Source organism: Agrobacterium sp. CG674, from assembly GCF_053521645.1.
On record NZ_JBNWDZ010000003.1, the window covers coordinates 540,771 to 566,446 of the forward strand.

The window sequence follows — 25,676 nt, forward strand, 5'->3', positions numbered from 1 at the left end:
CAATTGCTCCTCGGACAATTCGCGAAGGGCCAGTCTTCCCGCACGCTTGGCTCTGCTAAGCGCAATCTTCTCAAACAACTGCGCAAAGAAACCCCTTGCAACGGACGCAGGCTTAGGGTCAACCATATCGCCGCTATCCCGAAAGATCCGCTCGCGCTGGTACCCGTCAGGATAAATTGTATCTATTGTCTGATTGTATTGGTCCATCTTGAGCATATTGTACCTACCGTTCAAAAATTGTCTGCGTTTGCATTCCTGAACAGAGATACAATTGACATGAATACAGATACAATGCATATATTGTCACCATGACAAATTGGACACCCGACCTTACAAGCGGCACAGGCCCCATCTACATCAGGCTTGCTGATCACATCGAAGCCGCCATCGCGGATGGCACCCTGCCCGCTGGCACGAAACTGCCGCCGCAGCGAAACCTCGCCTTCGATCTTGGGGTGACAATCGGCACCATCAGCCGTGCCTATGCGCTCATTCATGAGCGCGGCCTTGTCAGCGGCGAAGTCGGCCGTGGAACATATGTCAATGCCAGCCTGACACCGAGCCCGGCAGCAGCACATGAACGCGCAGTGGCATCCTTTGGTGGCACGAGGCCCGCTTCGGAAACTCCCAACAAGTTCCGCCTGAACACCACGGCCGCCCCGGATGTTGGCCAAAGTGTTCTTGTCGAAAAACACATTTCAGAGATTGCCAGAGACTGCTCCTTCGAGATCACAGACTATGCAAGGGCATTTCCGCAAGAATGGGCACAGGCTGGTGTCCGCTGGCTTTCGCAGGGAGACTGGACACCTTCGCTGGACAGCATAGTACCCACGCTTGGCGCGCATGCAGCCATCATGAGTGTCATCACCGCCATGACCTCGCCGGGCGACCGGATCGTGTTTGAAACCGCCACCTATTCGCAGATTGCCCGGGCGGCAATTCTTGCCGGTCGGCGCGCAGCGGTGGTGGAATGCGATGAGGAAGGAATCATCCCTGAGGATCTGGAGCGCGTCTGCGCGCAACAGCATCCGAAAATGATTTTCCTGATGCCCACGGGCCAGAACCCGACCTGCGCTACCCTCCCCGAGGATCGCCGTCGCGCCATTTCCGATACCGCCCGCAGGTACAATGTCTGGATCATCGAGGACAATCTGTATGGCGCAACGGTTGCCAGCCAGCCGCCAATGATTGCCGAATTCGCCCCGGACCTGACCTTCGTCATCGGCGGCCTGTCGAAATCGGTCGCCGCTGGTGTTCGCGGTGGCTGGGTGGCATGCCCGCCAAACTTCTCGTCGCGCATTCGCATTTCCCACGCCATGATGACCGGTGGCCTGCCCTTTCTGTTGGCTGAACTCTGCGCCCGCATGGTCAACAGCGGCGATGCGCATGACATCAGGAGAGACTGCACAGCAGAAATCAATGCCCGCGTAGCGATTGCCCGCCATTCCTTTGCAGATTTCGAGTTCAACTCGATGCCGGATATTCCCTTCCTCTGGCTCAAAGTGCCGGAGCCATGGCTTTCCGGCACTTTCCGCAGCGCCGCCATGAAGGAAGGCATTTTGATTGATGATGAGGATGAGTTCAAAGCCGGACGCTCGGAAAAAGTCTTTCACCGCGTCCGCATCAGCTTCTCGGCACCGAAAACCCGCAACGAGCTGACCGAAGCCTTCGGCATCCTGCGGCAACTGCTAGACAATGGCTCTGCGGGTTACGAGGGTGTGGCCTGAGAGCGGAGACCTGCGAAAAACTGGGGTGAAGGCGGTTTTTGCGGGGGCTTCAGAACATTTTCCTGTCGCGCCTTGCTGTCTCTTGCGGTAAAGAACCGGAAACTCCCGTACCGGCTCGAACCCCGTGAGACCTATGACACTTCCAAATCATATCAAGATCACCCCGGAACTCATTGCATCCCATGGGCTCAAGCCCGATGAATACCAGCGCATTCTGGACCTGATCGGACGCGAGCCAAGCTTTACCGAGCTTGGTATTTTCTCCGCCATGTGGAACGAGCACTGCTCATACAAATCCTCCAAGAAGTGGCTGAAAACCCTGCCGACCACCGGCCCACGCGTTGTTCAGGGCCCCGGCGAAAATGCCGGCGTGGTCGATATTGATGATGGTGACGTCGTCGTCTTCAAGATGGAAAGCCACAACCACCCATCCTATATCGAACCCTATCAGGGCGCGGCAACCGGCGTCGGCGGCATTCTGCGCGATGTCTTCACCATGGGCGCGCGCCCCATTGCCGCGATGAACGCTCTGCGCTTCGGCTCCCCCGATCACCCGAAAACCCGCCACCTCGTTGCAGGTGTTGTGGCCGGTGTTGGCGGCTACGGCAATTCCTTCGGCGTTCCCACAGTTGGTGGCGAAGTCGAATTCGATGCCCGTTACAACGGCAACATCCTCGTCAATGCCTTTGCGGCTGGTCTTGCCAAGTCTGATGGTATCTTCCTGTCGGAAGCCAAGGGCGTTGGCCTGCCGGTTGTTTATCTCGGCGCAAAGACGGGCCGCGATGGCGTTGGTGGTGCGACCATGGCATCTGCCGAATTTGACGAATCCATCGAGGAAAAGCGCCCAACCGTTCAGGTTGGAGATCCCTTCACTGAAAAGTGCCTGCTGGAAGCCTGCCTTGAGCTGATGAAGACGGGTGCCGTTATTGCCATTCAGGATATGGGTGCCGCTGGCCTCACCTGCTCTGCCGTTGAAATGGGTGCCAAGGGTGACCTCGGCATCGAACTCAACCTTGATCAGGTGCCGGTGCGTGAAGAACGCATGACCGCCTATGAAATGATGCTGTCTGAAAGCCAGGAGCGTATGCTCATGGTTCTGGAACCATCCAAGGAAGATGTCGCCAAGGCGATCTTTGTCAAATGGGGTCTGGACTTCGCCATCGTCGGCAAGACAACGGATGATTTGCGCTTCCGCGTTCTGCACAATGGCGAGGAAGTCGCCAATCTGCCGATCAAGGAACTGGGCGATGAAGCGCCTGAATATGATCGCCCATGGACACCGGCCAAGGTGCCTGCACCGCTGGCTGAGAACGATGTTCCAGACTCCGATATTGCTGACGCTCTGCTCAAGCTCGTCGGCTCTGCGAACAACTCGTCGCGCCGCTGGGTCTATGAACAGTACGACACGCTGATTCAGGGTAACTCCCTGCAATTGCCGGGCGGCGATGCCGGTGTCGTGCGCGTCGAAGGCCACGACAAAAAGGCACTCGCCTTCTCGTCAGACGTCACACCGCGTTATGTGGAAGCTGATGCCTTCGAGGGCGGCAAGCAGGCCGTTGCCGAATGCTGGCGCAACATCACGGCAACCGGCGCATTGCCGCTGGCTGCCACCGATAACCTCAATTTCGGCAACCCGGAAAAGCCCGAGATCATGAGCCAGCTGGTTCATGCCATCAAGGGCATTGGCGAAGCCTGCATCGCGCTGGAATTCCCGATCGTTTCCGGCAATGTGTCGCTCTATAACGAGACCAACGGCCAGGCCATTCTGCCCACCCCAACCATCGGTGGCGTTGGCTTGATGGCGGATTGGGGCAAGATGGCCCGCATCCGTTTCGCAGCCAGCGATGAAGTCATCCTCCTGGCAGGTGCACCTGAAGGGCTCGGTTCCCACATCGCGCAGTCCGTCTATATGCGCGATATCCATAACCGCATCGATGGCCCTGCCCCGCATGTGGATCTTGCCCATGAAAAGAAGACCGGCGATTTTGTTCGTGCGATCATCACGGATGGCCTGACAAGTGCAGTTCACGATTGCTCATCTGGCGGCCTGGCACTTGCCGTGGCTGAAATGGCGATGGCGTCTGACATCGGCGCGACGGTCGATGCAGTCGAAGGTCACCACCCGGTGCGCACATTCTACGGTGAAGACCAGGGTCGTTACGTGTTCACAGTCGCCCAAGCGAACCTTGAAACCGTCTCCGCTCGTGCGGCGGCTGAAGGCGTTTCGCTTGCCGTTATCGGCAAGACAGGCGGCTCAACTGTTAAGCTGGGTAACGCCCGCGCAGTAGCGATTAATGAATTGCGTTCGGCCCATGAATCATGGTTCCCTCAGTTCATGGATGGCGAGTTTCTCGCCGCTGCAGAATAATCTAGGAGAGATAGCATGCCCATGAAGCCCGGCGACATAGAGGACATGATCAAGGCCGGAATTCCCGGAGCAAAAGTCACCATTCGTGATCTCGCCGGTGACGGCGATCACTATGCGGCAGAAGTCGTGGCGGAAGCCTTCAAGGGCAAAACGCGCGTGCAGCAGCACCAGATGGTTTATGACGCGTTGAAAGGCAATATGGGCGGCGTGTTGCATGCCTTGGCACTGCAAACGTCCGCTCCAGAATAACGAAATCTGTGTTTTAAGATCTGGGCCTGCGCGAAAACCTCGCGCGGGCCTTTTACATTTTGGGAGGCTGCTCAGAGCGCAGATTGGCAAAGGATGCCGCAGGCATCGGCCCCGCCGTCAGCAACGCGAAATCAAAGCCAGAACGACGGTCGGAACCCAGCACATATTGGCGATGCATGCGCAGGAAATTGCGCTTGTTTTTCTTGTATCGCTCGGCAGACATGGAATGCTTGAAGCGGATCGGCACGATCTTCGGCTGGGAGGCATCACCATGGCCTGCGAGCTTGGCTGTGTGACACTTGTAGAGGTGGATAGGGTCCGTCAGGCACTGAATATCAAACCAGGTCACATGCTCTTGCCGCGCCATCACGCCAATGCTCTGGCGCAGCCTCGATGCACTTCTGAGCAGCGCGCACTGAAGCGCCGCTCCGCCCAATGTGACGAACGAAACAGCCCGCCCGTTGAACGCATCCGGCTTCAGCTCCAGCACACGGCCCGCCACCGCCAGCGCAAGGCTTGCACCCATGCTGTGGGACACGAACAGCACCTCGTCAGACCGCTGCTCAAGCGCGGCGATCACGGCATGCGCCTTGGCGTCGATCCAGCCACGCGCCATGGGCTCGTCACGGCCAACAGCCAGCGCAAAGCGCCAGTCGGCAAAGAGATGAAGTGTGTGAAACCGATCCGAAAATGGCATCACACCTTTCACGAAGAAGAAATAGCTGAGCGGAATGGTGATGAGGCAGAGGAAAACCGAAATGCCCAGCAGCAATGGCAAGGCTGCGATCAACCCGGCGGCGATAAGGCCTGATGCAATGAACAAAAACGGAAACAGAAAAAACAGCCCGAACCGCCACGCATGGCGGAAATAGGCGAGTGCTCCCCCCTCACCGATAATGCCGGCGCCTGCCTTGAAACCGAGCGCGATCTGCTTCCAGATGGACACGGCACGCAGCTGTGAAATCAGGTCATTATGGTCATGGATGAGGATGGTAGACTGCATGGCATGGCCATTGTGAAGGGCAGCCACATCCATACGGCTACCCACCGGCGTCTCCTCGATTCTGCCCACCTGATAGTCAACGCCGAAAGTCTTGCCCGATTGCGCAGCGCTGCGCTCATAACGACGCTGATGCGCCTGCGCATCCAGCGGATCAAAGCCGGGAAAATAAAAAACCAGTCGCGACGAAACCTTCGTCATCTGTAGCAATCCTAAAAAACGGCAACCCAAAAGGATTGCTTGATACGGGTGGGCGCACCTATATTGAAAATAATAACTTTTTACAGGCGGCACCAAAAAAAGAGGCCCAATTGTCAAAAATCGTCGATCAGCTGATCAGCGGCGTCATCAAGGGCGCGGTGGCGGAAATCCTCAAGAAATCCGGCAACCGGCAGACGAGACGCACAAAGCGCCGCGCAAAGGCCAGCACCTCAATTGCGGGCGGCATCGTCGGCAGCATCCTCAAAGCCGCGCTGGGTGAGAAAACCACCCGAAAGCCGAAGACACGTATCGCCAAAAAGCAGGTCAGCAAACGCCGCACCGCAGCAGCCAGAAGCCGCCAGCGTTAGGTGCTTTGCACCTGCTGCCGCTTATGTTCCACATGAGCAAAAGCGCGGTACCGATTGATAAAAAAGAAAAAACCCGCCGAAGCGGGTTTCTTTGGTGCGGTCGAGAAGACTCGAACTTCCACGGGTTGCCCCACAGCGACCTCAACGCTGCGCGTCTACCAATTCCGCCACGACCGCATCGTGGTAGATGTCAACTTGCGCCGACGAAGGTGCATGTACCAAAAGCATTTTGGGTGCACAAGAGCGTCATGACAGTTTTTTGAAATTAAAAATCGCGGGCGTCGTCACTATATGAAAGAAGCCCGCAAATGCAGGGCTTGCAGCTCGGAAATCATTCTGCGAGAAGGCTGTGGAAAGGATTTTTTATGCTGACACGTACCGATATCAAGGCGGATATGTTCGCAATTTCCGGCTCAGCGCCCGTTCGCTGGCGAATCTCCGACGGATTTGTCCCCTATCAGGTGGCCATTGATGAGATGGAGCGCGAGGTGGCGGCGATTGCAGCTGGAGAAGCGGACGAGTTGATCTGGCTTCTGGAGCATCCTCCGCTCTATACCGCAGGCACTAGCGCCGATTCCGCCGATCTGATCGAGCCGGATCGTTTCCCGGTCTTTGCGACGGGTCGCGGCGGCGAATACACCTATCATGGCCCCGGCCAGCGCGTGGTCTATGTCATGCTGGATCTCAAGCGCCGGAGACAGGATGTGCGCGCCTATGTGGCCGCACTTGAAGATGTCATCATCCGCACACTGGATAAGATGAATGTGCGGGGCGAGCGCCGCGAAGACCGCGTTGGCGTCTGGGTGCAGCGTCCGGAGAAGCCGCTTCTGCCCGATGGAAGCGTGAGCGAAGACAAAATCGCCGCCCTTGGCATTCGCCTGCGCAAATGGGTGAGCTTCCACGGCCTCTCCATCAATGTCGATCCGGATCTAGGACATTTCAGCGGAATCGTACCCTGCGGAATTTCTCAATATGGCGTCACCAGTCTTGTCGATCTCGGATTGCTGGTTATGATGGGTGATGTCGATGTCATGCTGCGCCAGTCCTTCGAAGAGGTCTTCGGCGCAACCGCAAACGAAGTGGCTCATCAGACACTTTAATGTCGAGCCGCAACCTTCTGTATCGATCAACGTTTCTCAATTGCGCAAAGCTGGATCATCATCCCGCTCTCGCTTTCATCGAAAAATTGAAAAAGGATCCATTTCATGTTCACAACATCTGCCTATGCCTGCGATGATGGCTCCTCCCCGCTGAAACTCGCCACGATCAAGCGCCGTGATCCTGGCCCGCGCGATGTGGAAATCGAAATCGAATTCTGTGGCGTCTGCCATTCGGATATCCACACCGCACGCGCAGAATGGGCAGGCTCGCTCTTCCCATGCGTGCCCGGCCACGAAATCGTCGGACGTGTTGGCCGCGTCGGCTCTGACGTCACCAAGTTCAAAACAGGCGACCGCGTCGGCGTTGGCTGCATTGTCGATAGCTGCCGCGATTGCGCAAGCTGCGCGGAAGGCCTCGAGCAATATTGCGAAAACGGCATGACGGGCACTTACAACTCGCAAGACAAGGCCATGGGCGGCGAAGCACACACACTTGGCGGCTACTCCTCCCACGTCGTCGTGGATGACCGCTACGTGTTGAATATCCCCGAAGGTCTCGACGCAGCAGCAGCAGCCCCGCTGCTATGCGCCGGTATCACCACCTATTCTCCTCTTCGCCACTGGAATGCCGGTCCCGGCACCCGCGTCGGCGTTGTTGGCCTTGGTGGCCTCGGTCATATGGCCGTCAAGATTGCCAGCGCCATGGGCGCAAAGGTGGTCATGATCACCACCTCTCCCGGCAAGGCAGATGATGCCAAGAAGCTTGGCGCACATGAAGTGATCGTGTCCAAGGACGCCGAGCAGATGAAGCAGGCAACATCTAGCCTCGACCTCATCATCGATGCCGTTGCCGCAGACCACAATATCGACTCGTACCTTGCTCTGCTGAAGCGCGATGGTGCGTTGGTGCAGGTCGGCGCGCCTGAAAAGCCGCTGTCGGTCCATGCCTTCAGCCTCATCCCGGGCCGCAAGACCTTCGCTGGCTCGATGATCGGTGGCATCGCCGAAACTCAGGAAATGCTCGATTTCTGCGCTGAAAAGGGCATCGCCGCCGAAATTGAAATGATCAACATGGATCAGATCAACGAAGCCTATGAGCGCATGATCAAGAGCGACGTGCGCTACCGTTTCGTCATCGACATGCAGAGCATGCCAAAGCAGGCCGCATAAGCAAGACTGCAAACAGCCAAAAAACGAAAACCCGCCGAGAATATCGGCGGGTTTTTTCATGGCTATATATAAGGAGATAACAGCGCAAAGCGTCTGGCTGGCTAACGCCCGCCACCTCTGCTTAGGTCATCGTGATTAAGATAGAAGCCGGTCATCCGTAAAGCTGCTCTCAGGAACCTTGCCGCTGGCAAGTGCCATGATGGCAAGCACCGCATGCTGACGATCCCAGCCCGCACCCTCAGCCTTTTCCAGGAGACCATTGATTGATGGCTCGAGAGCAAATTGGCATTCAGCCTGATAATCCATCGTATCAACCGAAAGCGAAGGAGAATTGATCATAGCGCGCATTAAAGCACTCCATTTTACGTAACGCCCGTGACATCAAGGTCACGACATACGTGCATTCACACACTCAGAACGCTGGACATCTCGAGAGACGACCAGCGAAACAAGTAAAACGAATCCCCCAGCGGTCCGCAGAGTCTGTCATATGACTGACACTGTCAAGTTATAAGCGCGATTGAAACTGTGGATATAGCCGTCCACGCTGCCCTGCCGTTTCGGGTTACATTTTGGAGAGCACACTATAATCGCCCCTCCCGGTCGCGCCGCGGCTTACGCCTCCAGATCAGCATAGCCATCAGAACCAGAGCGAAAAGGATGAACCACATCAGGGGAAATGCCATGAAAAGTGCTGCATAGCCGCAATTTTCTTCAAAGCACGCGCCCAATCCTCCAGCGTCTTCAAACATCGTGACCGAGAAGGCAGCGGCCATGCCACTGCCGACGACACCTGCCACCAGAATCATAATGTTCGTAAAAACTCTCATTGCCGCTATTATGCGGCCAAATGAGACCGCTTTGCGGAACGCACCAGGAAAAACTAGGAGTTTTAGAAATTGCTTTGAAACGTGTTGCACACACGCCAACGTACAAGAAAATCAATGCCTTAAAACGTTGAGAAAGAATGGTGGGTGATGTAGGGCTCGAACCTACGACCCGCTGATTAAGAGTCAGCTGCTCTACCAACTGAGCTAATCACCCGCCGCATCCGCCATTGTCTGGCGGTGTGAGTGGCCGTATAAAGAGGATATTTCGGCTTGTCCAGCGTGGAAATGACATTTTTGCGAAATTAATCTCGGAAAAACATCGACCACGCTGGAAAACCCCGCATTGCCGGGCTTTTTGCCCTGCAACATTTTTTCTGGGTTAGCGACGAAACGCTCTGGCAACGGCAATCAGAATACACGCACCAATGAAGCCTGCGATCAGGTAACCGATCCAGCCGGTCAGAACGATCCCAAAGACGGCAAGAAGTGTGTTGGCGATGATCGCGCCGACGATGCCCAATATGATGTTCATGAAAACACCCATATTGCTCTTCATGAACTGTTCAGCGAGCCAACCAGCTATTCCACCAATGATGATTGCAGCGATCCAACCAATTCCAGCACTTTCCATGATGTTCTCCTTGCTCAAGCACGATATGTGATCGGCAAGGTAATGGTTGAGACTGGAAAGAAGTTCCGCGCTAATTCTGCGGTAGGTTCTTGATACACCAAATATGCCGACTATTTTGACCGCATGATTTGGCCGACTTTAAAAGGGCACTCTTGATGATGTTTTCGATAAGGCTGGAACGGTGGTTTCCGGCGCTGATGTTGCTGATAGCCACTTTGATAGTGGCATCGTCCGCCGCTTTCGCGCAGGCGCCAACTCAAACAGCCCCAGTGGAACCGCTCCCTATTGTTGAGCAGTCAAAGACCGACCTCGACAAGTCGAGAGCGACCATGGCCCAGATCAACCAGCAGATCGAGGAAGCACGCTCCGAGGACCCGCGTCTGGTGGATCTCAAAAGCAAAGCGGATGATCTGGCCGGCACTGCAGCCAGCACGGTTGCCAGCCTGCGCAGCAGGCTCGATGAGATCAATGCGCGCATCAGTTCGCTGGGCGAACCGCCGAAGGACGGTCAGCCACCGGAAGCAAGCGTGGTGACGGATGAGCGAACCCGGCTTAACTCGGAAAAATCCCAGATCAACGCTGTTCTGGGTGAGGCCGAAGCGGTTGCGGGCCATGCCACTCAACTCGCCAATAATATCACCTCGCTTCGCCGCTCCCTTTTCGCCGCCACCCTGTTCAAGCGCACTGAAATTTCGCCCTCTGTCCTCAGTGAGGCTGGCCAGGAATTTCTCGGCGAGATTTCAGCCGTGAGCAGCTCGCTCTCGGGCTGGGCAATTTTCGTTTGGAATTACAAGCGCGTATCCATGATCGGTGCGGTATCGCTGTCTGCGCTGGCAGCGCTGCTGTTTCTGGTTGGTGGATACCGCCTGCTGGGCCACAGAATGGAGCGCCGCGCCTTTTCGGGCGAGCCATCCTATCTGCGCCGCCTGTCGGTCGCCTTCTGGTCAACGATGATCCAGTCATCCTCCGTGTTCCTACTGATGGTCACCTCTGCCTTCCTGCTGGATAATTTCGGAGTTCTGAGGCCCGACATTGCACCCATCGTTTTCGTGGCGATGACGGTGCTTGCCTTCTGCTATTTCGTGTCTCGACTGACATATGCGATTTTTGCGCCCAACCATCCCGAATGGCGCTTGCTGCATGTGTCCAATCGCGGCGCACGCACACTCTCTGCGGCCGTACTTTTCATGTCGCTCGTCAATGGTCTCGATTATCTTTTCGGCACCATCAGCGAGACGCTGAACTCACCTTTGATACTGACTGTCGCAAAAAGCTTTGTCGCCTCCATCATCATCGGCTCCATTCTTCTGGCCATGTCGTTCCTCAAGCCCATGATCGGCAAGGATGAGGACGCAGAAACCGGTCGCCAGCGCCTTCCCCGCTGGCTTTCAATCCTGCTTGCCATAGGCGGCCTTTTGCTGATCGGCGCGTGCCTGACAGGCTATGTCGGCCTCGCACGCTTCCTCGCCACCCAGATCGTCGCAACCGGCGCCGTTCTCGCAACGGTTTATATCGGCATCCTCTCAGGCAAAGCCATTGCCAAACAAGGTGCCTTTGCCGAAACGCTTGTCGGCCGCTATCTCGGTAAACGGTTCAAATTGGGTCCCGTGGCGCTGGATCAGGCGGGCCTTGGCGCTGGGCTCGGCATTTACGGCATTGCGCTTGCTTTCGGCATTCCCCTCATTCTGTTTTCATGGGGCTTCCAACCAGGCGATATCGAAAATTGGGCTTACCGTCTGCTGACGGGGTTCAGCATCGGCAACACGTCTATCTCCTTGATCAGCATCTTCAGCGGCATTCTGGTCTTTGCAGTTGGCTATGCCGTAACACGGTGGTTCCAGCGTTGGCTGGATCGCAACGTGATGGCTCGAGGACAGGTGGACGCTGGCGTCCGCAACTCGGTTGGCACCGGTATTGGCTATCTCGGAATAGTCTTCGCCGCCATATTCGGCATTTCGTCTGCGGGCCTTGACCTATCCAGCCTGGCGCTCGTTGCCTCGGCACTGTCCGTCGGTATCGGTTTTGGCTTGCAGAACATCGTCTCGAACTTCGTGTCGGGCCTCATTCTGCTCGTGGAGCGGCCTTTCAAGGTGGGCGACTGGGTTGTTACCGGCGCTGTGGAAGGCACCGTCAAGCGCCTGTCGGTTCGCGCTACCGAGATCGAAACCTTCAGGGGCCAGTCGATCATCGTGCCGAATTCGGAATTCATCAATTCTTCGGTCGGAAACTGGACCCACAGAAACCGCATCCAGCGCGCCGAAATCCCTGTCTCTGTGGCCTATGAAACAGACCCGCAGCAGGTGATGGATATCCTCCTGGAACTGGTGAAGAAACAGACGCCGGTATTGCGCAATCCTGAACCGCATGTGGAGTTTCTGAGGTTTGGCGATTTCTCGCTTGATTTCGAGTTGCGCTTCCACCTGTCCGACCTCAATCACGGCCTGACGGTGAAGAACAATTTGCGCATGGAAATCCTCAAGCGTTTCCGCCAGGAAGGAATTACCATTCCCATGCCGCAGCGCAATTTGAACATTCACGTCGAGGGTGAGACAAATCCGCAAATGCTCGCCGCACTGCTGTCCGAAGAGGGGGACAAGGCTGTCGCATCTCACACCGCAGCCGCTGTTGCACCTAAACAAGACATGCCAAAAGCCCCGAATGAAAGCGATGCCGACGCGGCGAAAGAGCCCAAGGTCGAAGCCCCGAAAAGCCCTGCTCGCAACAGAGCAGGCTGACGCCTTCAACGCTTGAAAATCGTCAAAAGGCTCGCCGTCGCGGCGAGCCTTTTGCATGTCGTATTCAGGCGTTTGGGCGACGGTGCGACATTGCATAGTCTGGCCCATATTGGTTTGAAAAAGCCCACGTATAAGTGGGCCATTACGCCTCAAGGGGAACTAGCATCATGAAGACACATGCGCGGGCGGTGGTAATCGGTGGCGGCGTTGTCGGTGTGTCGACGCTCTATCATCTGGCCAAGAAGGGCTGGGGTGATTCTGTGCTGATCGAGCGCAAGGAGCTCACATCGGGCTCCACTTGGCACGCAGCCGGTCTGCTGCCGCTGTTCAACATGAGCTATTCCGTTGGGCAGATCCACAAATATTCGGTCAAGTTCTATGAGGAGCTTCAGGAAGAAACCGGCATGAATGTCGGCTTTTCCAAAGTGTCCAACATCCGCCTCGCCCGCACCAAGGACCGCTGGGACGAGTACATGTACTACGCGGGCATTGCCGAAACCATCGGCGTCAACGTCAAGATGCTGACGCCTGAAGAGGTCAAGGAAATCTGGCCACTCTGCGAAACGGATGGTCTTCTGGGCGCCATCCAGCATCCTGACGATGGTTACATTCAGCCCGCAGACCTGACACAGGCTCTAGCCAAGGGCGCACGCGACAAAGGTGCAACCATCTATCGCAACACAACCGTCACCGCGCTGGAACAGCTTGAGAACGGTCACTGGAAGGTGACAACGGACAAGGGCGAAATCATCGCCGAGCACGTCATCTCCTGCACTGGCAACTTTGCGCGCAAGACAGGCGAGATGGTCGGCATCAACATCCCAGTCATCCCGGTTGAGCACCAGTACATCGTCACAGAACCGCACCCCGCCATTCTAGAGCGCCGCAAGCAGGGCCTGCCGGAACTGGGTGTGCTGCGCGAATCCGATAGCGCCTGGTATATGCGCGAAGAAGCCGGCGGCCTCATTCTCGGCCCCTATGAGGTCGGTGCGCCCGTCTGTTATGTCGATGGCCCCTCGGACCAGAGCGAATATGAGCTTTTCCAGGAAGAGCTCGACCGCCTCATGCCCCACATCGAAGCCGCCATTGCCCGCGTTCCGGCGTTTGGCGAAGTGGGAATCAAGAAAGTCTACAATGGCGCCATCGCCTACACGCCCGATGGCAACCCCATCGTCGGCCCTGCCCCGGGCCTGAAGAATTTCTGGCTGAACGAAGGTCACTCCTTCGGTATCACCGCTGCTGGTGGCGCAGGCTGGCAATTGGCGGAATGGATTGTGGACGGTGAACCGACCCTCGACCTCATGGGCGTCGATCCGCGCCGTTTCGGACCTTATGCAACAGAAGGCTACCTCATCGCGAAAAACGAGGAAGCCTACGCCAACGTCTTCACCATGCACTATCCCGATGAGGAGCGCGCCGCCGCCCGTCCGCTGAAAACGACACCGATCTATGATCGCCTGAAGAAGCTTGGCGGCGTCTTTGGCTGCGTCTACGGCTGGGAGCGCGCCAACTGGTTCGCGCCGGATGGTTACGCCTTGAAGCCGGAAGAGCTTGGCGTCGGCGCCGATGTTCTGACCAACCACAACCACGCGCCAGCCACGGAAGATGGCCGCATCGTAGAGAAATGGTCCTTCCGCCGCTCCAACTATTTCGAGCATGTCGGCAACGAAGTGAAAAACGTCAACGAAAATGTCGGCGTTCTGGATATGTCGGCCTTCGCCAAGATGGAGGTTTCCGGCCCCGGAGCGCGGCAGTGGCTCGAATCCATTCTCGCCAATGCCATCCCGAAGAAGCGCGGTCGCATCGCGCTGACGCACCTTCTCACCAAGGATGGCGGCGTGAAGGCGGAGTTTACTGTCTACGAATGGGCGCCCGGCCGGTTCTATCTCGTATCTGCCGGCGGCCTGGAGACGCATGACCACGATGTTCTCCGACGCCTTGCGCCAACAGATGGTTCTGTGATCTTGCAGCCCATTACGCAGAAATATGGTGTTCTGGCCCTGGCCGGTCCCAAGTCACGCGCGCTGCTGAAAAAGCTCACGCGCACCAGCCTCGACAACAAGGACTTCCCATGGCTCACCGCCAAGGAAATCTCCGTCGGCGTTGCAACCGCCCACGCACTGCGCGTCAACTTCGTCGGCGAACTCGGCTGGGAACTTCACCACCCGATCGAGATGCAGGCATATATTTTCGACCGCCTGATGGAAGCCGGCGCTGAATTCGGCATCAAACCCTTCGGAATCCGCGCCATGGTCTCCATGTCGCTGGAAAAATCCTACCGTAATATGGGCCGCGAACTCTCCGTCGAATACAATGCCTATACGTCCGGCCTCGACCGTTTCATCAAGCCGGAGAAGCAGTTCATCGGCCGTGATGCAGTGGTTGCGGGCAAGGAAAAGGGTTTGGGTTGGATCTTCTCCACGCTCGTCGTCACCGGCAATACCACGGTGGATGCACGCGGGTCTGAAGCCATCTACAATGCGGCTGGCGATGTCGTCGGACGCGCCACATCGGGCGGCTTCGGCTGGCGTATCGGCAAATCGCTGGCGCTTGCCATGCTGTCACCTGCCGAAGCGCAGATCGGATCAAAGCTGAAGATCAAGATTCTCGGCGATCTCTATGATGCGGAAGTGGTGGGCGAAAGCCCGTTCGACCCTGACAACGCCGTCTTGAGGGCCTGATAAGGCCGCCATCACGCTTTGAAAACCTCACCCCGGCCTCGTGCCGGGGTTAGTCTGCTGGGTCACGTGAGGCTCAAGCAAAAGCATTGCCGGCATCGCTGCGCGCATGCTGGTCCATATCGTCAATGAAGAATTTGGTCCTGAGCGAGCTCAGCAGGTCAATCAGCGTTTCCAGATGAGATATTCTGCGCCAGCGAGATCGCTATGCGCCGGTCATCTTCCGCTGCAACAGAAAATGCCTGTTCCTGCAGGTTCTGGATCCATTTGCAATTGATCGACGAACACTTGTCCAGCGCAGCCGTCATGAAAGCCAGTCCTCGCACGGTCTGACCTTCCTGAAACAGGAGGTTTCCAAAAATGGACATGGCTCCAGCGTGGCCATGCTTGCGCGCCTGATTCAGCCACTTCTTGGCCTGCTGCGCATCGGCACGTCCGCCCTCGCCCGCCAGAATCATCTGAGCAAGCTCAAACTGAGCTTCGGCAACACCGAACGTGGAAGCAACCTGGAAGTAGAGCTGGCGCGCCTGCGAAAGATCACTCTTCACAGGGCTGCCGGGAATACCGTGGCGGTAATAATCTGCGAGAGACAGCAACGCGTTGACGAAAAACCCGGTGTCTTCAGAGCCCGGCTCCACGCCCTGGCTCGCAATCTCGCTGTAAATCTTGAAAGCCTCAAAGTCATTCTTCGCAACACCATCGCCATAGGCGTACATGTTGGCCAGTGCCCAGCGCGAGCCCGTATGACCCTTTTCCGCCGCGTAGCGATATGCTTCGACTGCGTCGTCTTTTTTGCCGCTTTTGTAAGACTTGAAGCCGAATTTGAACAGGTCAAAAGGACCTGATTCCTTGGTAACGCCCGAATTGATATCAAAAGCTGCAGCAGGCATTGCCAGCGCTGCAAGCAACAAACCCGCCCATAGCGGCTTCAAAACATTGATGTCACATTTCAGCATTTAAACGGACTTCTCTCACTCTTCCCGGGGTATAGCGAATACTCACGCAATACTGCAAAGACAATTCACACCAGGCTGCGATTTTCGAACACACTGCGTCTTTCCAGCCGCACTTTTTAAGGTGCTGCCGGTCTGCTTCTGCGTCTGTAGGTCGGTCTGTGCACGAAATGAGATATACGCGCCGTTTCCGGCAATATAACGGCGTTTGATCGCCGCAATCATGGTCTCCAGCAAGGCCACGAATTCAATTCGTGCGTTTACTTGCTTAGACACTGAATCCACTTTCATTTTCACATTAACCACTTCAGCAGAGCCTGTTTAAAAGCCCGCATATTCTTCCGTTTCCCGCGTCCCTGAAGACAAGCAAGCAACTTGTTTGTGGCGGGAAATGGACAAATAGGACGGCTTTCTGACGCAACGTGAAGGTTGCAGAAATATGTTGCTAAATCGTCACAATATTGCAGCCAAGCAACAAAAAACCCGGCCTCGAAAGACCGGGTGATTTTGACTGAGTTGGTGAAATTAGAACTTCACCTTCAAGGATGTCGAGACAGCCGTAACGATGTCGTTTCCAAAATCATAAGCAACATCGTCACCGTATGTAAATCCACCTCGAGACACGGCTCCGGAACTACCGCTTGTCAGCAGACCAACCGCACCGGCCAGACGCAGCTCCACATTTTCCGTCATGGCATAAGATAGACCGGCACCAACGGTCCAAGTGTCAGTCTGCGTTCCAACGCCTGTGCTCGTGCCACGATCCCACGTCAAGCTGAGCGCGCCCGAAAGCTTATCGTTAAACTTGTGGCCCACACCACCCGAGACAGTCCATCCATCACGGTACAGAAGATCTAGTGACGTCACACCACCTGGCTGGCAGGGTAGCCCGGAGGAGGCAACCGGGCAGAAGCCGATGGATTGTATGAGGCTCCAATTCGTCCATTTGACAGACCCGAAAGCAAGCCAGTCCGGCGCAATACCGCTTTGTACCTTAAGTTCCAACGAGTCTGGCGCCTCTGCTGAGCCTACGATGCCAAATCGACGACCAGCCCATGGACTACCACCAAAATTAAGAGGGATTTGAGTGAGATCCAAGGTGCCGGAAAGATTGTCATATTTGACCCTGCTATTGTAAACGAGGCTTGCCCTCAATGCATATTCAGGGATTTCGTATGCGACGCCTGCTCTCCAGCCCAGCGCCTCATCGCTCATATCGAGACGGCCGACGCCCGCGCCTGGAATAGGAAGGACCAATCTTGTTTTGGAACCCTCGATCTCCTGGTAAAAGCCGCCGCCAATCATGCGGAATTGGCCCGGCCCCATGTCAAACTTGTAAGAGCACGTCAGTCCGTAATTATCTGTCCGAACTTTCGTTTCAATATTGCTCTGGCGGCCAGCCCAACCCGCACCCGGCTGCAGATGTGCGCCGAACGGCTGAGAATAGTCCACAAGGCAGTCAATCGCGTCATAACCGCCCTTGATACCAACATATGGAATGGCATAATTCTCGCTGTCATCCGCATAGGTGGTGCCACCGACCGTACCATCCAATGGATCTGTATCGCGAGCATTTTTGATTTTCCTCTGCGGCATCACGTAGGTCACGCCGGAGGAAAATGTGAACGGCGAAGCGTCAAAAAGCTGGTCGATATTGTAACCACCTCTGTCCAACCCGCCAGCAAATGCAGGTGACATCGATGTCAAGCCGACGGCAAAGCTCAAAGCACCACTCAGAATGATATGTTGTTTTGCCATGTCTCTCCCCAATCAAGGCAATGCGATGGAAAGACCGTGCAATGCTTTGATACAAAAGACAATCTGCCGCATAGCAGCCATGCGTTTTTGCAGTGCAAAAATAATTTACGTAAAATGCTGAACAACTCGACCTCAGACGAAAATCCCGTAAATTTATTCTCCCAGGTAGCTATATTAGCCGAATATATTAGAACAATATGCTTTACATCAGCTGAACTGTGACCGTGCGACAACATCTGGGGTTTTCGCGTCTAAAGCCGTATTTCCGCGACATTCGCCTTAGGGTGGCAGTCACAGACAGCATAGTCACATCACCAACATACGGAAAATTGTTTGGCGACATTCAGCTCTCGTGGTACTGCAACGGCACATTCGCCTCCTGAAAATGGCAGGCTATCCATCAAACAAACATATCTGCCACAACGCACGTCGTGCTGCATGGCGGTGCGGGTGCGTTATGCAAGACAAGACCTATTCCCCCATTCACGTCATCGGTGGCGGCCTTGCAGGTTCTGAAGCCGCTTGGCAGATCGCACAGTCCGGTGTGCCTGTCATCATGCATGAAATGCGCGGCGTGCGTAGCACGGATGCCCATAAGGGCACAGCACTTGCTGAACTGGTCTGCTCCAATTCATTCCGCTCCGATGACGCGACGGCCAACGCTGTCGGCGTTATCCATGCTGAAATGCGGCTTGCGGGCTCGCTCATCATGGCCTGCGCCGATGAGCATAAAGTGCCAGCCGGTAGCGCCCTTGCGGTGGACCGCGATGGCTTTGCCGACGCCGTCACGGCGAAACTCGAAGCCCATCCGCTTATCACCATCATCCGCGAGGAAATCTCCGGCCTGCCACCGCAGGAATGGGACAACACCATCATCGCCACCGGCCCGCTCACATCACCTGCCCTCGCCGCCTCCATTCAAGCGGAAACGGGTGAGGATGCGCTTGCCTTCTTCGATGCCATCGCCCCCATCATTCACCGCGATAGCATCAATATGGATATCTGCTGGTACCAGTCGCGTTACGATAAGGTCGGACCCGGTGGCAATGGCAAAGACTACATCAACTGCCCGCTGGACGAACAACAATACCATGCCTTCATAGACGCCCTCATCGCGGGGGATACAGTTGGTTTCAAGGAGTGGGAAGGCACGCCCTATTTCGACGGCTGCCTGCCCATCGAGATCATGGCTGAACGCGGGCGCGAGACGCTGCGCCACGGTCCGATGAAGCCCATGGGCCTCACCAATTCGCACAACCCAACCGTCAAGGCCTACGCCGTCGTCCAACTGCGTCAGGATAATGCACTCGGCACGCTCTATAATATGGTGGGCTTCCAGACGAAGCTGAAATACGGCACGCAGGCCGATATATTCCGCATGATCCCCGGGCTGGAAAACGCGGAGTTTGCGCGCCTCGGTGGGCTGCACCGCAACACCTATATCGATTCGCCGCGCCTGCTGGATCCGTCGCTACGGCTGAAGTCGCGCCCATCTGTGCGGTTTGCAGGCCAGATCACCGGCTGCGAGGGTTATGTCGAAAGTGCATCGATTGGCTTGCTGACCGGCCGTTTTGCCAGCGCAGAGCGCAAGGGAGAGGCTGTCAGCCTTCCTCCGGCCACCACGGCTCTTGGCTCCCTGCTCAGCCACATCACCGGTGGACATCTGTCGAGCGATGAGGAGCCTGGCAAGCGTTCCTTCCAGCCGATGAATATCAACTTCGGGCTTTTCCCTGAACTTGAGCCAGGTTCGATCGTCAAGCCGGAAGGCGTCAAACGCTTCCGTGGCAAGGACAAGACCATCATGAAGCGTCATTTGATGGCCAAGCGCGCCCTCACAGATTGCGCCTCATGGCTGGGCGTGCCTGCCCCCATCTTCGCAGAGCCGGAAACGGCCTCTGCTCAGGTGGAAACAGGCGGCGACACCTTGGTATCGGATGCTTCGGCGGCCTGATCCGCCGCAGGTTCCGGCTCGGTGGCCGGGACCGCTTCCAGCATGCTTCCCAGCAGCCATAGGGAGACTTCCGCGGCCTCCTTCACCGTCTTGAAACGGTAGGCGCCGCTATATTTCGGCTTGTCCAGAAACGACACGACAAACCCGTCGCCGGTTTCCAGATGCTCGACCTGAATGCATTCGGGATCGAGCAACATGCAGACATGGTGTTTGCCCATGTTGCGCATGAAGCCAGCCTTGTTGTCGTGAAGGCGCACGAAAACTGCATTACCATCAGCGGTCATATGCAGGCTGCGGATGGCTTCGTTCGGAAAGGCGCGAGCAAAATCGAGAATGGCCTGACCCGGATCGTGCAAGTCATCCTCGTCCGGGTTACGCTTCAGGCGCAAGAAATAAAGGCCTAACATGGCCAAAGGAAAGAGGACGATCAGGATTGTAGGGCTCATCGATGTCTCTCCATACGGCTGCTCTCGTCGTCCCGGCTCAGGCGCTTTTCGCAATATCATCACATAGTGGTCAAGCCTTGCGCGAATATGGACTGGGCGGACCTATGATCAGAAGCGACGGGTGAAAGACGCCTTTGCAAGCTGCCACTGGCGGCGAAACTGCGATGACAGGATATCCTGCGTCAAGAGCGCCGCGCCGGCCCTGCGCGCCCTGACGATAACACCGCCTGACAGTGCAACGGGAATAAAGGCTGGAAAAACCGCCTTAGGAATGGGCGCAAGCCGCGCCTTCTCCAGATGCCCCTGTGCGTGAACGCAGAAGATCTCGATGGCAGCACCGATCCGCGCCTTGTCCTGACCTTCCAGAAACGTCTCGCGGTCCAGACCGGCAGCAGATAGCATATCAAGGGGTACTAACACCTGCCCCCTGCTGGCGTGCAGCGGCATCAGCAACAGCATGCCCGCCATTGCCTGCGCCACACCTGCGTGGCCTGCGGCCTCTGCATTGCTAGCAGCGTCTTCTGGCGAAAGCACGATGCTGGCAAGCTGGATCAGGGCAGATGCCGTTTCCCCGGCATAGCCTTCCAGTGCGTTTCGATCGGTGAAAGGATCGTCATAAAGATCGAAAATCCGGGCTTCGATCATGTTGATCAGCGTCTGCCGCGGAAGCTTGTGCGTCTCGATGGCATCCAGAAGTGCGGCAGCCACCGGATTGGCAAGGCTCTCGCCATGGGGCTTGCCCTCGAGCAGATCGCGCCACCATTGCATGCGCACCTCGCCGGGAAGCGGGTCGCGCACGAGGTCGCGAATGCGGGCAATTTCAGCGTTGAAGGCATAGAGAGCGCAGAGTGCTGCGCGCTTATCCTGAGGTGACAAAAGGCATGCCAGATACCGATCACGATCGGTATCGCGCAACATGCTCATGCACGCGTCCGTATCTATCATGCGCTCAGCCATTGTATAAAGCTCTTTCAGCCCTCGACGGCGATCAGCGCAGCCGCGACGGCACGCGATTCCGAAAGCATGATGTTGTAAGTCCTGACCGCAGCCCCGGTGCTCATCGGGTCGACAGAGATGCCAGCATCCTTCAAGGCTGCCCGCAACTCTTTGGGTATCATCCGCATCGTATCCCCCATACCGACGAGCAAAAACTCTATCTCGCTGGCCTGGGCAATGATCTGAGAAAAATGCTCGATGCTGAGCTGGCTCGGCTCATTGACAGCCCATCCATGAATTCCGGACGGAATGCAAAGAAGTGATCCGCGATGCGACATATCGGCGAAACGAAATCCGCCATTGCCGTAGGCGTCTATGGGTGCCCGGCCGGGAAAATGGGCCGGGCGTATTTCGATACCAGCGGCCATCAGACGGCAGGCTTGCCGCCAATGGCATTGGCTTCGGCCTTCGCATCTTCAGGGTCGTTACCACCTGGACGCAGCTTGAAGGCAATGAGAACCGGCGCGGCGATATAGACCGACGAGAAGACGCCGATACCAACACCGAAGAGCATCGCGAAGGTGAAGGATCTGATGACTTCGCCACCGAACAGGTAGAGCGACAGCAGCGCCAGCATGACGGTCAGACCCGTCAGGATCGTGCGCGACAATGTCTGGTTCAGCGAAACGTCGATGATCATCGAGAGCGGCATCTTCTTGTAGCGCCGCAGGTTTTCGCGAATACGGTCATAGATGACGACCGTATCGTTGAGCGAGTAACCGATGATCGTCAGAATGGCGGCGATACTGGTCAGGTTGAACTCGATGCCGAGGAACACGAACAGACCGATGGTGAAGACCACGTCATGCACCATCGAGATGATGGCGCCGAGCGCGAACTGCCATTCGAAGCGCACCCAGATATAGGCCATGATAGCGACCATGGCGAGCGCAATACCGATGGTGGAGGTGAGCGTCAGATCGCCGGAAACGGCAGGACCAACCACTTCAACGCGGCGGAATTCGTATTTGTCCTCAAGCTCGCCACGCACCAGCGTAATCGCAGACTGCTCAGCATTCTCGCCGCCTTCCTGCGCCTGAATGCGGATCAACACATCCTGTGGTGTTCCAAAGCCCTGCGCCTGAACTTCGCCCAGGTTCAACTGGCTGAGACGATCACGGATATCAGCGATATCGGCATCACCCTGCTTGGCCTTGACCTCGACAACGGAGCCGCCCTGGAAATCGATGCCCAGGTTGAGACCCTTGGTTGCGAAACCACCGACGCAGGCCAGCATGAGCACGCCGCTCAGGATGAAGACGTAGCGGCGGTAACGCATGAAAGGTATGTCTTTGCCATCGAAAATCGCTGTGCGAATTCCCTTCGGCAGGACCTTCGGACGGCTACGACGAACCCACACGCCGAACATCCACGCTGTCAGCGTATAGGCGGTAAAGACCGTGGTGACGATACCGACGGCAAGCGTAACGGCAAAGCCCTTGACCGGTCCTGTTCCCATGTAGAACAGAACGCTGGCCACGATCAGCGTCGTGATGTTGGCATCCATGATCGTCGCGAAAGCGCGGGTAAAGCCGCTTTCGAGCGATGAAATCAGCGGCTTGCCGCTTCTCACCTCTTCACGAATACGCTCATAGATCAGAACGTTGGAGTCGACCGCCATACCGATGGTCAGCACGATACCGGCAATACCCGGCAAGGTCAGCGTCGAACCGATGATACTCAACACCGCCAGAAGCATGACAATGTTGACGATGAGGGCGATGTTCGCCAGCAGGCCGAAGAAGCCGTAGAAGATGAACATGAAGATGACGACGGCGGCGGCACCGATGGCGCTGGCCATCAAACCGGCATTGATCGAGTCGCTACCAAGGCTTGGGCCCACGGTGCGTTCTTCAACAACCGTCAGCGTTGCCGGAAGCGCACCGGCACGCAGGAGAACGGCGAGGTCGTTAGCACCCTCAACAGAGAAGTTACCGGAAATCTGGCCCGAACCACCGATGATCGGCTCGCGGATAACGGGTGCGGAAATCACCTGATTGTCGAGAATGATGGCGAATGGCTTGCCGACATTCTGCTGCGTGGCCTGCGCAAAACGCTGTGCACCACGGCTGTCGAAGCGGAACGTTACGACCGGCTCATTGTTCTGCTGGTTAAAGCTGGCCTGCGAATCAACGAGGTTATCGCCGGAAACAAGCGCGCGGCGCTCCACCAGATATGGAACCGGTGGGTCATCCTGCGAATAAAGCACTTCTGATGTTGCTGGCGGGCGGCCATTCATCGCTTCCTGCACCGGCATGGACGTATCGACCATGCGGAAGGACAGTTTCGCGGTCTGGTTCAACAGCGATTTCAAACGCTGTGGATCTTGCAGACCCGGAACCTGAACGATGATGCGGTCGCTGCCCTGACGCTGGATCAGCGGCTCGGTCGTGCCGACTTCGTCCACGCGGCGGCGAACGACTTCGATGGACTGGGAAACCGCAGACGACAGGCGATAAGCGATGCCATCATCCGTCAGATTGAGACGCAGAACGTTGTCGCCCACATCAGTCATCGTCACTTCGGTGATGGATGTGCCAACCAGCGTGCCGGATGAAACCGGCAGTGTCAGGTCACGCAATGCCGTTTTGGCGGCTTCGTACTGGGCAGGATCGGTGATGCGAACCTGCACCTGCTGGCCGTTGCCGGCAAGGCCCGAATAGCGGATATTGGCATCACGCAACTGGGTACGCACATCACCCACGATGGTCTCGAGACGTTCCTTCACAATGTCGGAACGCTCGATCTTGAGCATGATGTGGGAGCCACCCTGAAGGTCGAGACCGAGAGTTACTTTATTATCCTTGTACCAGTTCGGCATGCCCTCCAATTGCTTGTCGGTAAACAGGTTTGGAGAAGCGATAAACACGCTTATAAGCACGACCAGCCAGATGAAGGCTGTTTTCCAGCGGGAAAAATGAAGCATTGAGGTCTCGGTCAAGTTTGGGTGTCAGAACCCAGGTTGCGGATGCCGCAACCTGCTTGTCATTTACTTTGCGTTGGCAGGAGCTTCGGTCTTGACCGGCTCACCCTTGACGCGGACTTCAGCGATGTAGGTGCGCGATGCGCGAACCTTGACGCCTTCGGCAATTTCGACTTCCAGCTCGTTGTCGTCGATAACCTTGGTTACCTTGCCAACAATGCCGCCGCCCAGAACAACCTGGTCACCACGGCGAATAGCCGTCAGTGTTTCCTGACGCTTCTTCAACTGCGCGCGCTGCGGACGGATCAGGAAGAAGTACCAGACCACCATGAGTGGGGCGAACAGGAAAAGCATTTCAAGGCCGGACCCGAATGCAGATGGTGCGCCTGCCGCATCCTGGGCAAAAGCTTGGCTAATGAACATAAAGAACTCCTCAGATTATTCGGGCGCAGTCTCAGCCACTGGCCGGCTTTTCAAGCCGCCGGAATATAGTTGTGATCGCCCGGAATGCAACAGACGCAGGCGATACGCATTACCGTTTCCACGCCTCATAACCTTTCAAGAAGGTAAACACCATGCTACCCCGCAGAAATTCTAGTGTTATGCCGTCCTCATATGGTGGATTGTGCAACAACAATTATTCGGGAGACGTTGAGATGACGCCGGAAGAAACCAACCTCGCCTTGCTGGCGGAAGTCCGTCGCCTGGCTGCTGCGGTTGAGCGTCTGGCAGGCCCGGCGCCAGCGGTCAATGATTGGTCCAGCGCCGATTGCTTCGTCTGGATACCCGCAAACAGCTGGCTTCAGCCGGTTGCACGGCCAAACCGCATCGCACTGCAACTCATTCGCGGCGTGGATCATGTGCGCGATATTCTCCACGAAAACACATTGCGCTTTGCGCAGGGTTTTGCAGCCAACAATGTGCTCCTGTGGGGCGCACGCGGCATGGGCAAATCATCGCTGGTCAAAGCTGTTCACGAAGATGTCAGGGCCGCGGGCGATGTGTCGCTGAAACTCGTGGAAGTCCACCGCGAAGACATCCACACCCTTCCCGCCTTGATGGACATTCTCAAACGCGCAGATCACCGCATCATTCTCTTCTGCGACGACCTTTCCTTCGACCATGATGATACGGCCTATAAATCGCTCAAGGCAGCGCTTGATGGCGGCATTGAAGGCAGGCCGGATAACGTACTGTTTTACGCAACATCCAACCGCCGCCACCTGCTGCCACGCCACATGATGGAGAATGAGCAGTCCACCGCCATCAATCCGTCTGAAGCGGTGGAGGAAAAAGTCTCCCTTTCGGATCGCTTCGGCCTCTGGCTGGGCTTCCACAAATGCAGCCAGGACGATTATCTCGCCATGATCGATGGTTATGCAGACCATTTCGATCTGGGGCTGCCGAAAGACACCCTTCACCACGAAGCGCTGGAATGGGCAACTACGCGCGGTGGCCGCTCTGGCCGCGTCGCCTGGCAATATATTCAGGACGCCGCAGGACGTTTGAGAAAGCCACTCAACAGATGATCTTCCAGCCAAGTGAGACTTGGCATGAACAGTCACTATCGCGTCCCATGTAAAAAGAAAGAC

General features: G+C 56.5%; 22 protein-coding genes and 2 tRNA genes. 10 read left to right on the top strand and 14 right to left on the bottom strand.

Features of this window, described 5'->3' with window-relative positions; translation table 11 throughout:
• The first annotated feature begins 308 nt into the window (after positions 1-308).
• The 3 genes from ACQZ51_RS11820 to ACQZ51_RS11830 all read left to right on the top strand — a co-directional run bounded on the left by ACQZ51_RS11820 (position 309) and on the right by ACQZ51_RS11830 (position 4,344).
• A complete protein-coding gene (locus ACQZ51_RS11820; RefSeq protein WP_448777388.1) occupies positions 309-1,727 on the top strand; it encodes an aminotransferase-like domain-containing protein in 1,419 nt (472 codons plus the stop codon).
• A 133-nt stretch (positions 1,728-1,860) separates the two neighbouring features.
• Entirely contained in the window at positions 1,861-4,095 is a 2,235-nt protein-coding gene (purL, locus tag ACQZ51_RS11825) for a phosphoribosylformylglycinamidine synthase subunit PurL (RefSeq protein WP_448777389.1), read from the top strand.
• A gap of 15 nt (positions 4,096-4,110) precedes the next feature.
• Complete coding sequence (locus tag ACQZ51_RS11830) at positions 4,111-4,344, top strand: BolA/IbaG family iron-sulfur metabolism protein (protein ID WP_003507909.1); 234 nt, start codon at positions 4,111-4,113, stop codon at positions 4,342-4,344.
• A 52-nt stretch (positions 4,345-4,396) separates the two neighbouring features.
• On the opposite strand, the gene ACQZ51_RS11835 is transcribed toward ACQZ51_RS11830, so the two are convergent.
• Complete coding sequence (locus ACQZ51_RS11835) at positions 4,397-5,545, bottom strand: hypothetical protein (RefSeq protein WP_448777392.1); 1,149 nt, start codon at positions 5,543-5,545, stop codon at positions 4,397-4,399.
• A gap of 110 nt (positions 5,546-5,655) precedes the next feature.
• Here ACQZ51_RS11835 and ACQZ51_RS11840 point away from each other — a divergent pair, with 110 nt between their 5' ends.
• Positions 5,656-5,913 carry a hypothetical protein gene (locus tag ACQZ51_RS11840; protein ID WP_448777394.1) on the top strand — a complete coding sequence of 86 codons (258 nt, stop codon included), beginning with the start codon at positions 5,656-5,658 and terminating at the stop codon, positions 5,911-5,913.
• Between the two features lie 92 nt (positions 5,914-6,005).
• Here the strand turns inward: ACQZ51_RS11840 and ACQZ51_RS11845 are convergent.
• Positions 6,006-6,090, bottom strand: a tRNA-Leu gene (locus ACQZ51_RS11845).
• Positions 6,091-6,278: 188 nt separating this feature from the next.
• On the opposite strand from ACQZ51_RS11845, the gene lipB reads away from it, so the two are divergent.
• Together lipB and ACQZ51_RS11855 are read left to right on the top strand one after the other, a co-directional pair.
• Positions 6,279-7,013, top strand: coding sequence for a lipoyl(octanoyl) transferase LipB (lipB, locus tag ACQZ51_RS11850; protein ID WP_448777395.1), 735 nt, complete (start codon positions 6,279-6,281; stop codon positions 7,011-7,013).
• 105 nt (positions 7,014-7,118) lie between these two features.
• Positions 7,119-8,183 carry an NAD(P)-dependent alcohol dehydrogenase gene (locus ACQZ51_RS11855; RefSeq protein ID WP_448777397.1) on the top strand — a complete coding sequence of 355 codons (1,065 nt, stop codon included), beginning with the start codon at positions 7,119-7,121 and terminating at the stop codon, positions 8,181-8,183.
• A 135-nt stretch (positions 8,184-8,318) separates the two neighbouring features.
• Here ACQZ51_RS11855 and ACQZ51_RS11860 read toward each other — a convergent pair whose 3' ends face one another.
• The 4 genes from ACQZ51_RS11860 to ACQZ51_RS11875 form a co-directional block, all read right to left on the bottom strand.
• Complete coding sequence (locus ACQZ51_RS11860; RefSeq protein ID WP_042619285.1) at positions 8,319-8,531, bottom strand: hypothetical protein; 213 nt, start codon at positions 8,529-8,531, stop codon at positions 8,319-8,321.
• A gap of 236 nt (positions 8,532-8,767) precedes the next feature.
• Positions 8,768-9,013, bottom strand: a complete 246-nt coding sequence (locus ACQZ51_RS11865) for a hypothetical protein (RefSeq protein ID WP_448777399.1) — start codon at positions 9,011-9,013, stop codon at positions 8,768-8,770.
• Positions 9,014-9,151: 138 nt separating this feature from the next.
• Positions 9,152-9,227 (bottom strand) — tRNA-Lys (locus tag ACQZ51_RS11870).
• 165 nt (positions 9,228-9,392) lie between these two features.
• Positions 9,393-9,644 (bottom strand): GlsB/YeaQ/YmgE family stress response membrane protein, encoded by a 252-nt coding sequence (locus tag ACQZ51_RS11875; RefSeq protein WP_042619284.1) that lies wholly within the window; start codon positions 9,642-9,644, stop codon positions 9,393-9,395.
• Between the two features lie 155 nt (positions 9,645-9,799).
• Between ACQZ51_RS11875 and ACQZ51_RS11880 the strand changes: the two genes are divergently transcribed.
• Positions 9,800-12,379, top strand: a complete 2,580-nt coding sequence (locus ACQZ51_RS11880) for a mechanosensitive ion channel domain-containing protein (RefSeq protein WP_448777400.1) — start codon at positions 9,800-9,802, stop codon at positions 12,377-12,379.
• A 167-nt stretch (positions 12,380-12,546) separates the two neighbouring features.
• Entirely contained in the window at positions 12,547-15,060 is a 2,514-nt protein-coding gene (locus ACQZ51_RS11885) for a GcvT family protein (RefSeq protein ID WP_448777402.1), read from the top strand.
• A 158-nt stretch (positions 15,061-15,218) separates the two neighbouring features.
• On the opposite strand, the gene exoR is transcribed toward ACQZ51_RS11885, so the two are convergent.
• The 3 genes from exoR to ACQZ51_RS11900 all read right to left on the bottom strand — a co-directional run bounded on the left by exoR (position 15,219) and on the right by ACQZ51_RS11900 (position 17,768).
• Positions 15,219-16,013, bottom strand: a complete 795-nt coding sequence (gene exoR, locus ACQZ51_RS11890) for an exopolysaccharide production regulator ExoR (RefSeq protein WP_042619282.1) — start codon at positions 16,011-16,013, stop codon at positions 15,219-15,221.
• 42 nt (positions 16,014-16,055) lie between these two features.
• Positions 16,056-16,307, bottom strand: a complete 252-nt coding sequence (locus ACQZ51_RS11895) for a hypothetical protein (RefSeq protein ID WP_448777404.1) — start codon at positions 16,305-16,307, stop codon at positions 16,056-16,058.
• Between the two features lie 228 nt (positions 16,308-16,535).
• Positions 16,536-17,768: an OmpP1/FadL family transporter gene (locus tag ACQZ51_RS11900; protein ID WP_448777406.1), complete on the bottom strand. Its 1,233-nt coding sequence runs from the start codon at positions 17,766-17,768 to the stop codon at positions 16,536-16,538.
• Positions 17,769-18,225: 457 nt separating this feature from the next.
• Here ACQZ51_RS11900 and trmFO point away from each other — a divergent pair, with 457 nt between their 5' ends.
• The gene (trmFO, locus tag ACQZ51_RS11905; RefSeq protein ID WP_448777408.1) at positions 18,226-19,719 is read left to right on the top strand and encodes a methylenetetrahydrofolate--tRNA-(uracil(54)-C(5))-methyltransferase (FADH(2)-oxidizing) TrmFO; all 1,494 of its coding nucleotides are present in this window, start codon (positions 18,226-18,228) and stop codon (positions 19,717-19,719) included.
• Here trmFO and ACQZ51_RS11910 read toward each other — a convergent pair.
• The 5 genes from ACQZ51_RS11910 to yajC all read right to left on the bottom strand — a co-directional run bounded on the left by ACQZ51_RS11910 (position 19,668) and on the right by yajC (position 24,507).
• The gene (locus ACQZ51_RS11910; RefSeq protein ID WP_236727996.1) at positions 19,668-20,165 is read right to left on the bottom strand and encodes a hypothetical protein; all 498 of its coding nucleotides are present in this window, start codon (positions 20,163-20,165) and stop codon (positions 19,668-19,670) included. The genes trmFO and ACQZ51_RS11910 overlap by 52 nt on opposite strands.
• Positions 20,166-20,273: 108 nt before the next feature.
• Positions 20,274-21,122 (bottom strand): phytoene/squalene synthase family protein, encoded by an 849-nt coding sequence (locus tag ACQZ51_RS11915; protein ID WP_448777410.1) that lies wholly within the window; start codon positions 21,120-21,122, stop codon positions 20,274-20,276.
• A gap of 14 nt (positions 21,123-21,136) precedes the next feature.
• Positions 21,137-21,529, bottom strand: coding sequence for an Mth938-like domain-containing protein (locus ACQZ51_RS11920; protein WP_448777412.1), 393 nt, complete (start codon positions 21,527-21,529; stop codon positions 21,137-21,139).
• The gene (gene secDF / locus ACQZ51_RS11925; protein ID WP_448777414.1) at positions 21,529-24,087 is read right to left on the bottom strand and encodes a protein translocase subunit SecDF; all 2,559 of its coding nucleotides are present in this window, start codon (positions 24,085-24,087) and stop codon (positions 21,529-21,531) included. The genes ACQZ51_RS11920 and secDF overlap by 1 nt, the downstream gene beginning before the upstream one ends.
• A gap of 63 nt (positions 24,088-24,150) precedes the next feature.
• Positions 24,151-24,507 (bottom strand): preprotein translocase subunit YajC, encoded by a 357-nt coding sequence (yajC, locus tag ACQZ51_RS11930; RefSeq protein WP_042619276.1) that lies wholly within the window; start codon positions 24,505-24,507, stop codon positions 24,151-24,153.
• Positions 24,508-24,740: 233 nt separating this feature from the next.
• Between yajC and ACQZ51_RS11935 the strand changes: the two genes are divergently transcribed.
• On the top strand, positions 24,741-25,613 hold the full coding sequence (locus ACQZ51_RS11935; protein ID WP_192066963.1) for an ATP-binding protein: 873 nt from the start codon (positions 24,741-24,743) through the stop codon (positions 25,611-25,613).
• The last annotated feature ends 63 nt before the right edge of the window (positions 25,614-25,676 follow it).

Coding starts and splice junctions, on each gene's coding strand:
- ACQZ51_RS11885 (WP_448777402.1), top strand. CDS start 12,547: ATGAAGACACATGCGCGGGCGGTGGTAATCGGTGGCGGCGTTGTCGGT.
- ACQZ51_RS11915 (WP_448777410.1), bottom strand. CDS start 21,122: ATGGCTGAGCGCATGATAGATACGGACGCGTGCATGAGCATGTTGCGC.
- ACQZ51_RS11875 (WP_042619284.1), bottom strand. CDS start 9,644: ATGGAAAGTGCTGGAATTGGTTGGATCGCTGCAATCATCATTGGTGGA.
- ACQZ51_RS11860 (WP_042619285.1), bottom strand. CDS start 8,531: ATGCGCGCTATGATCAATTCTCCTTCGCTTTCGGTTGATACGATGGAT.
- trmFO (WP_448777408.1), top strand. CDS start 18,226: ATGCAAGACAAGACCTATTCCCCCATTCACGTCATCGGTGGCGGCCTT.
- purL (WP_448777389.1), top strand. CDS start 1,861: ATGACACTTCCAAATCATATCAAGATCACCCCGGAACTCATTGCATCC.
- lipB (WP_448777395.1), top strand. CDS start 6,279: ATGCTGACACGTACCGATATCAAGGCGGATATGTTCGCAATTTCCGGC.
- ACQZ51_RS11920 (WP_448777412.1), bottom strand. CDS start 21,529: ATGGCCGCTGGTATCGAAATACGCCCGGCCCATTTTCCCGGCCGGGCA.
- ACQZ51_RS11900 (WP_448777406.1), bottom strand. CDS start 17,768: ATGGCAAAACAACATATCATTCTGAGTGGTGCTTTGAGCTTTGCCGTC.
- yajC (WP_042619276.1), bottom strand. CDS start 24,507: ATGTTCATTAGCCAAGCTTTTGCCCAGGATGCGGCAGGCGCACCATCT.
- ACQZ51_RS11820 (WP_448777388.1), top strand. CDS start 309: ATGACAAATTGGACACCCGACCTTACAAGCGGCACAGGCCCCATCTAC.
- ACQZ51_RS11910 (WP_236727996.1), bottom strand. CDS start 20,165: ATGAGCCCTACAATCCTGATCGTCCTCTTTCCTTTGGCCATGTTAGGC.
- ACQZ51_RS11880 (WP_448777400.1), top strand. CDS start 9,800: ATGATGTTTTCGATAAGGCTGGAACGGTGGTTTCCGGCGCTGATGTTG.
- ACQZ51_RS11830 (WP_003507909.1), top strand. CDS start 4,111: ATGCCCATGAAGCCCGGCGACATAGAGGACATGATCAAGGCCGGAATT.
- ACQZ51_RS11855 (WP_448777397.1), top strand. CDS start 7,119: ATGTTCACAACATCTGCCTATGCCTGCGATGATGGCTCCTCCCCGCTG.
- ACQZ51_RS11865 (WP_448777399.1), bottom strand. CDS start 9,013: ATGAGAGTTTTTACGAACATTATGATTCTGGTGGCAGGTGTCGTCGGC.
- exoR (WP_042619282.1), bottom strand. CDS start 16,013: ATGCTGAAATGTGACATCAATGTTTTGAAGCCGCTATGGGCGGGTTTG.
- secDF (WP_448777414.1), bottom strand. CDS start 24,087: ATGCTTCATTTTTCCCGCTGGAAAACAGCCTTCATCTGGCTGGTCGTG.
- ACQZ51_RS11835 (WP_448777392.1), bottom strand. CDS start 5,545: ATGACGAAGGTTTCGTCGCGACTGGTTTTTTATTTTCCCGGCTTTGAT.
- ACQZ51_RS11935 (WP_192066963.1), top strand. CDS start 24,741: ATGACGCCGGAAGAAACCAACCTCGCCTTGCTGGCGGAAGTCCGTCGC.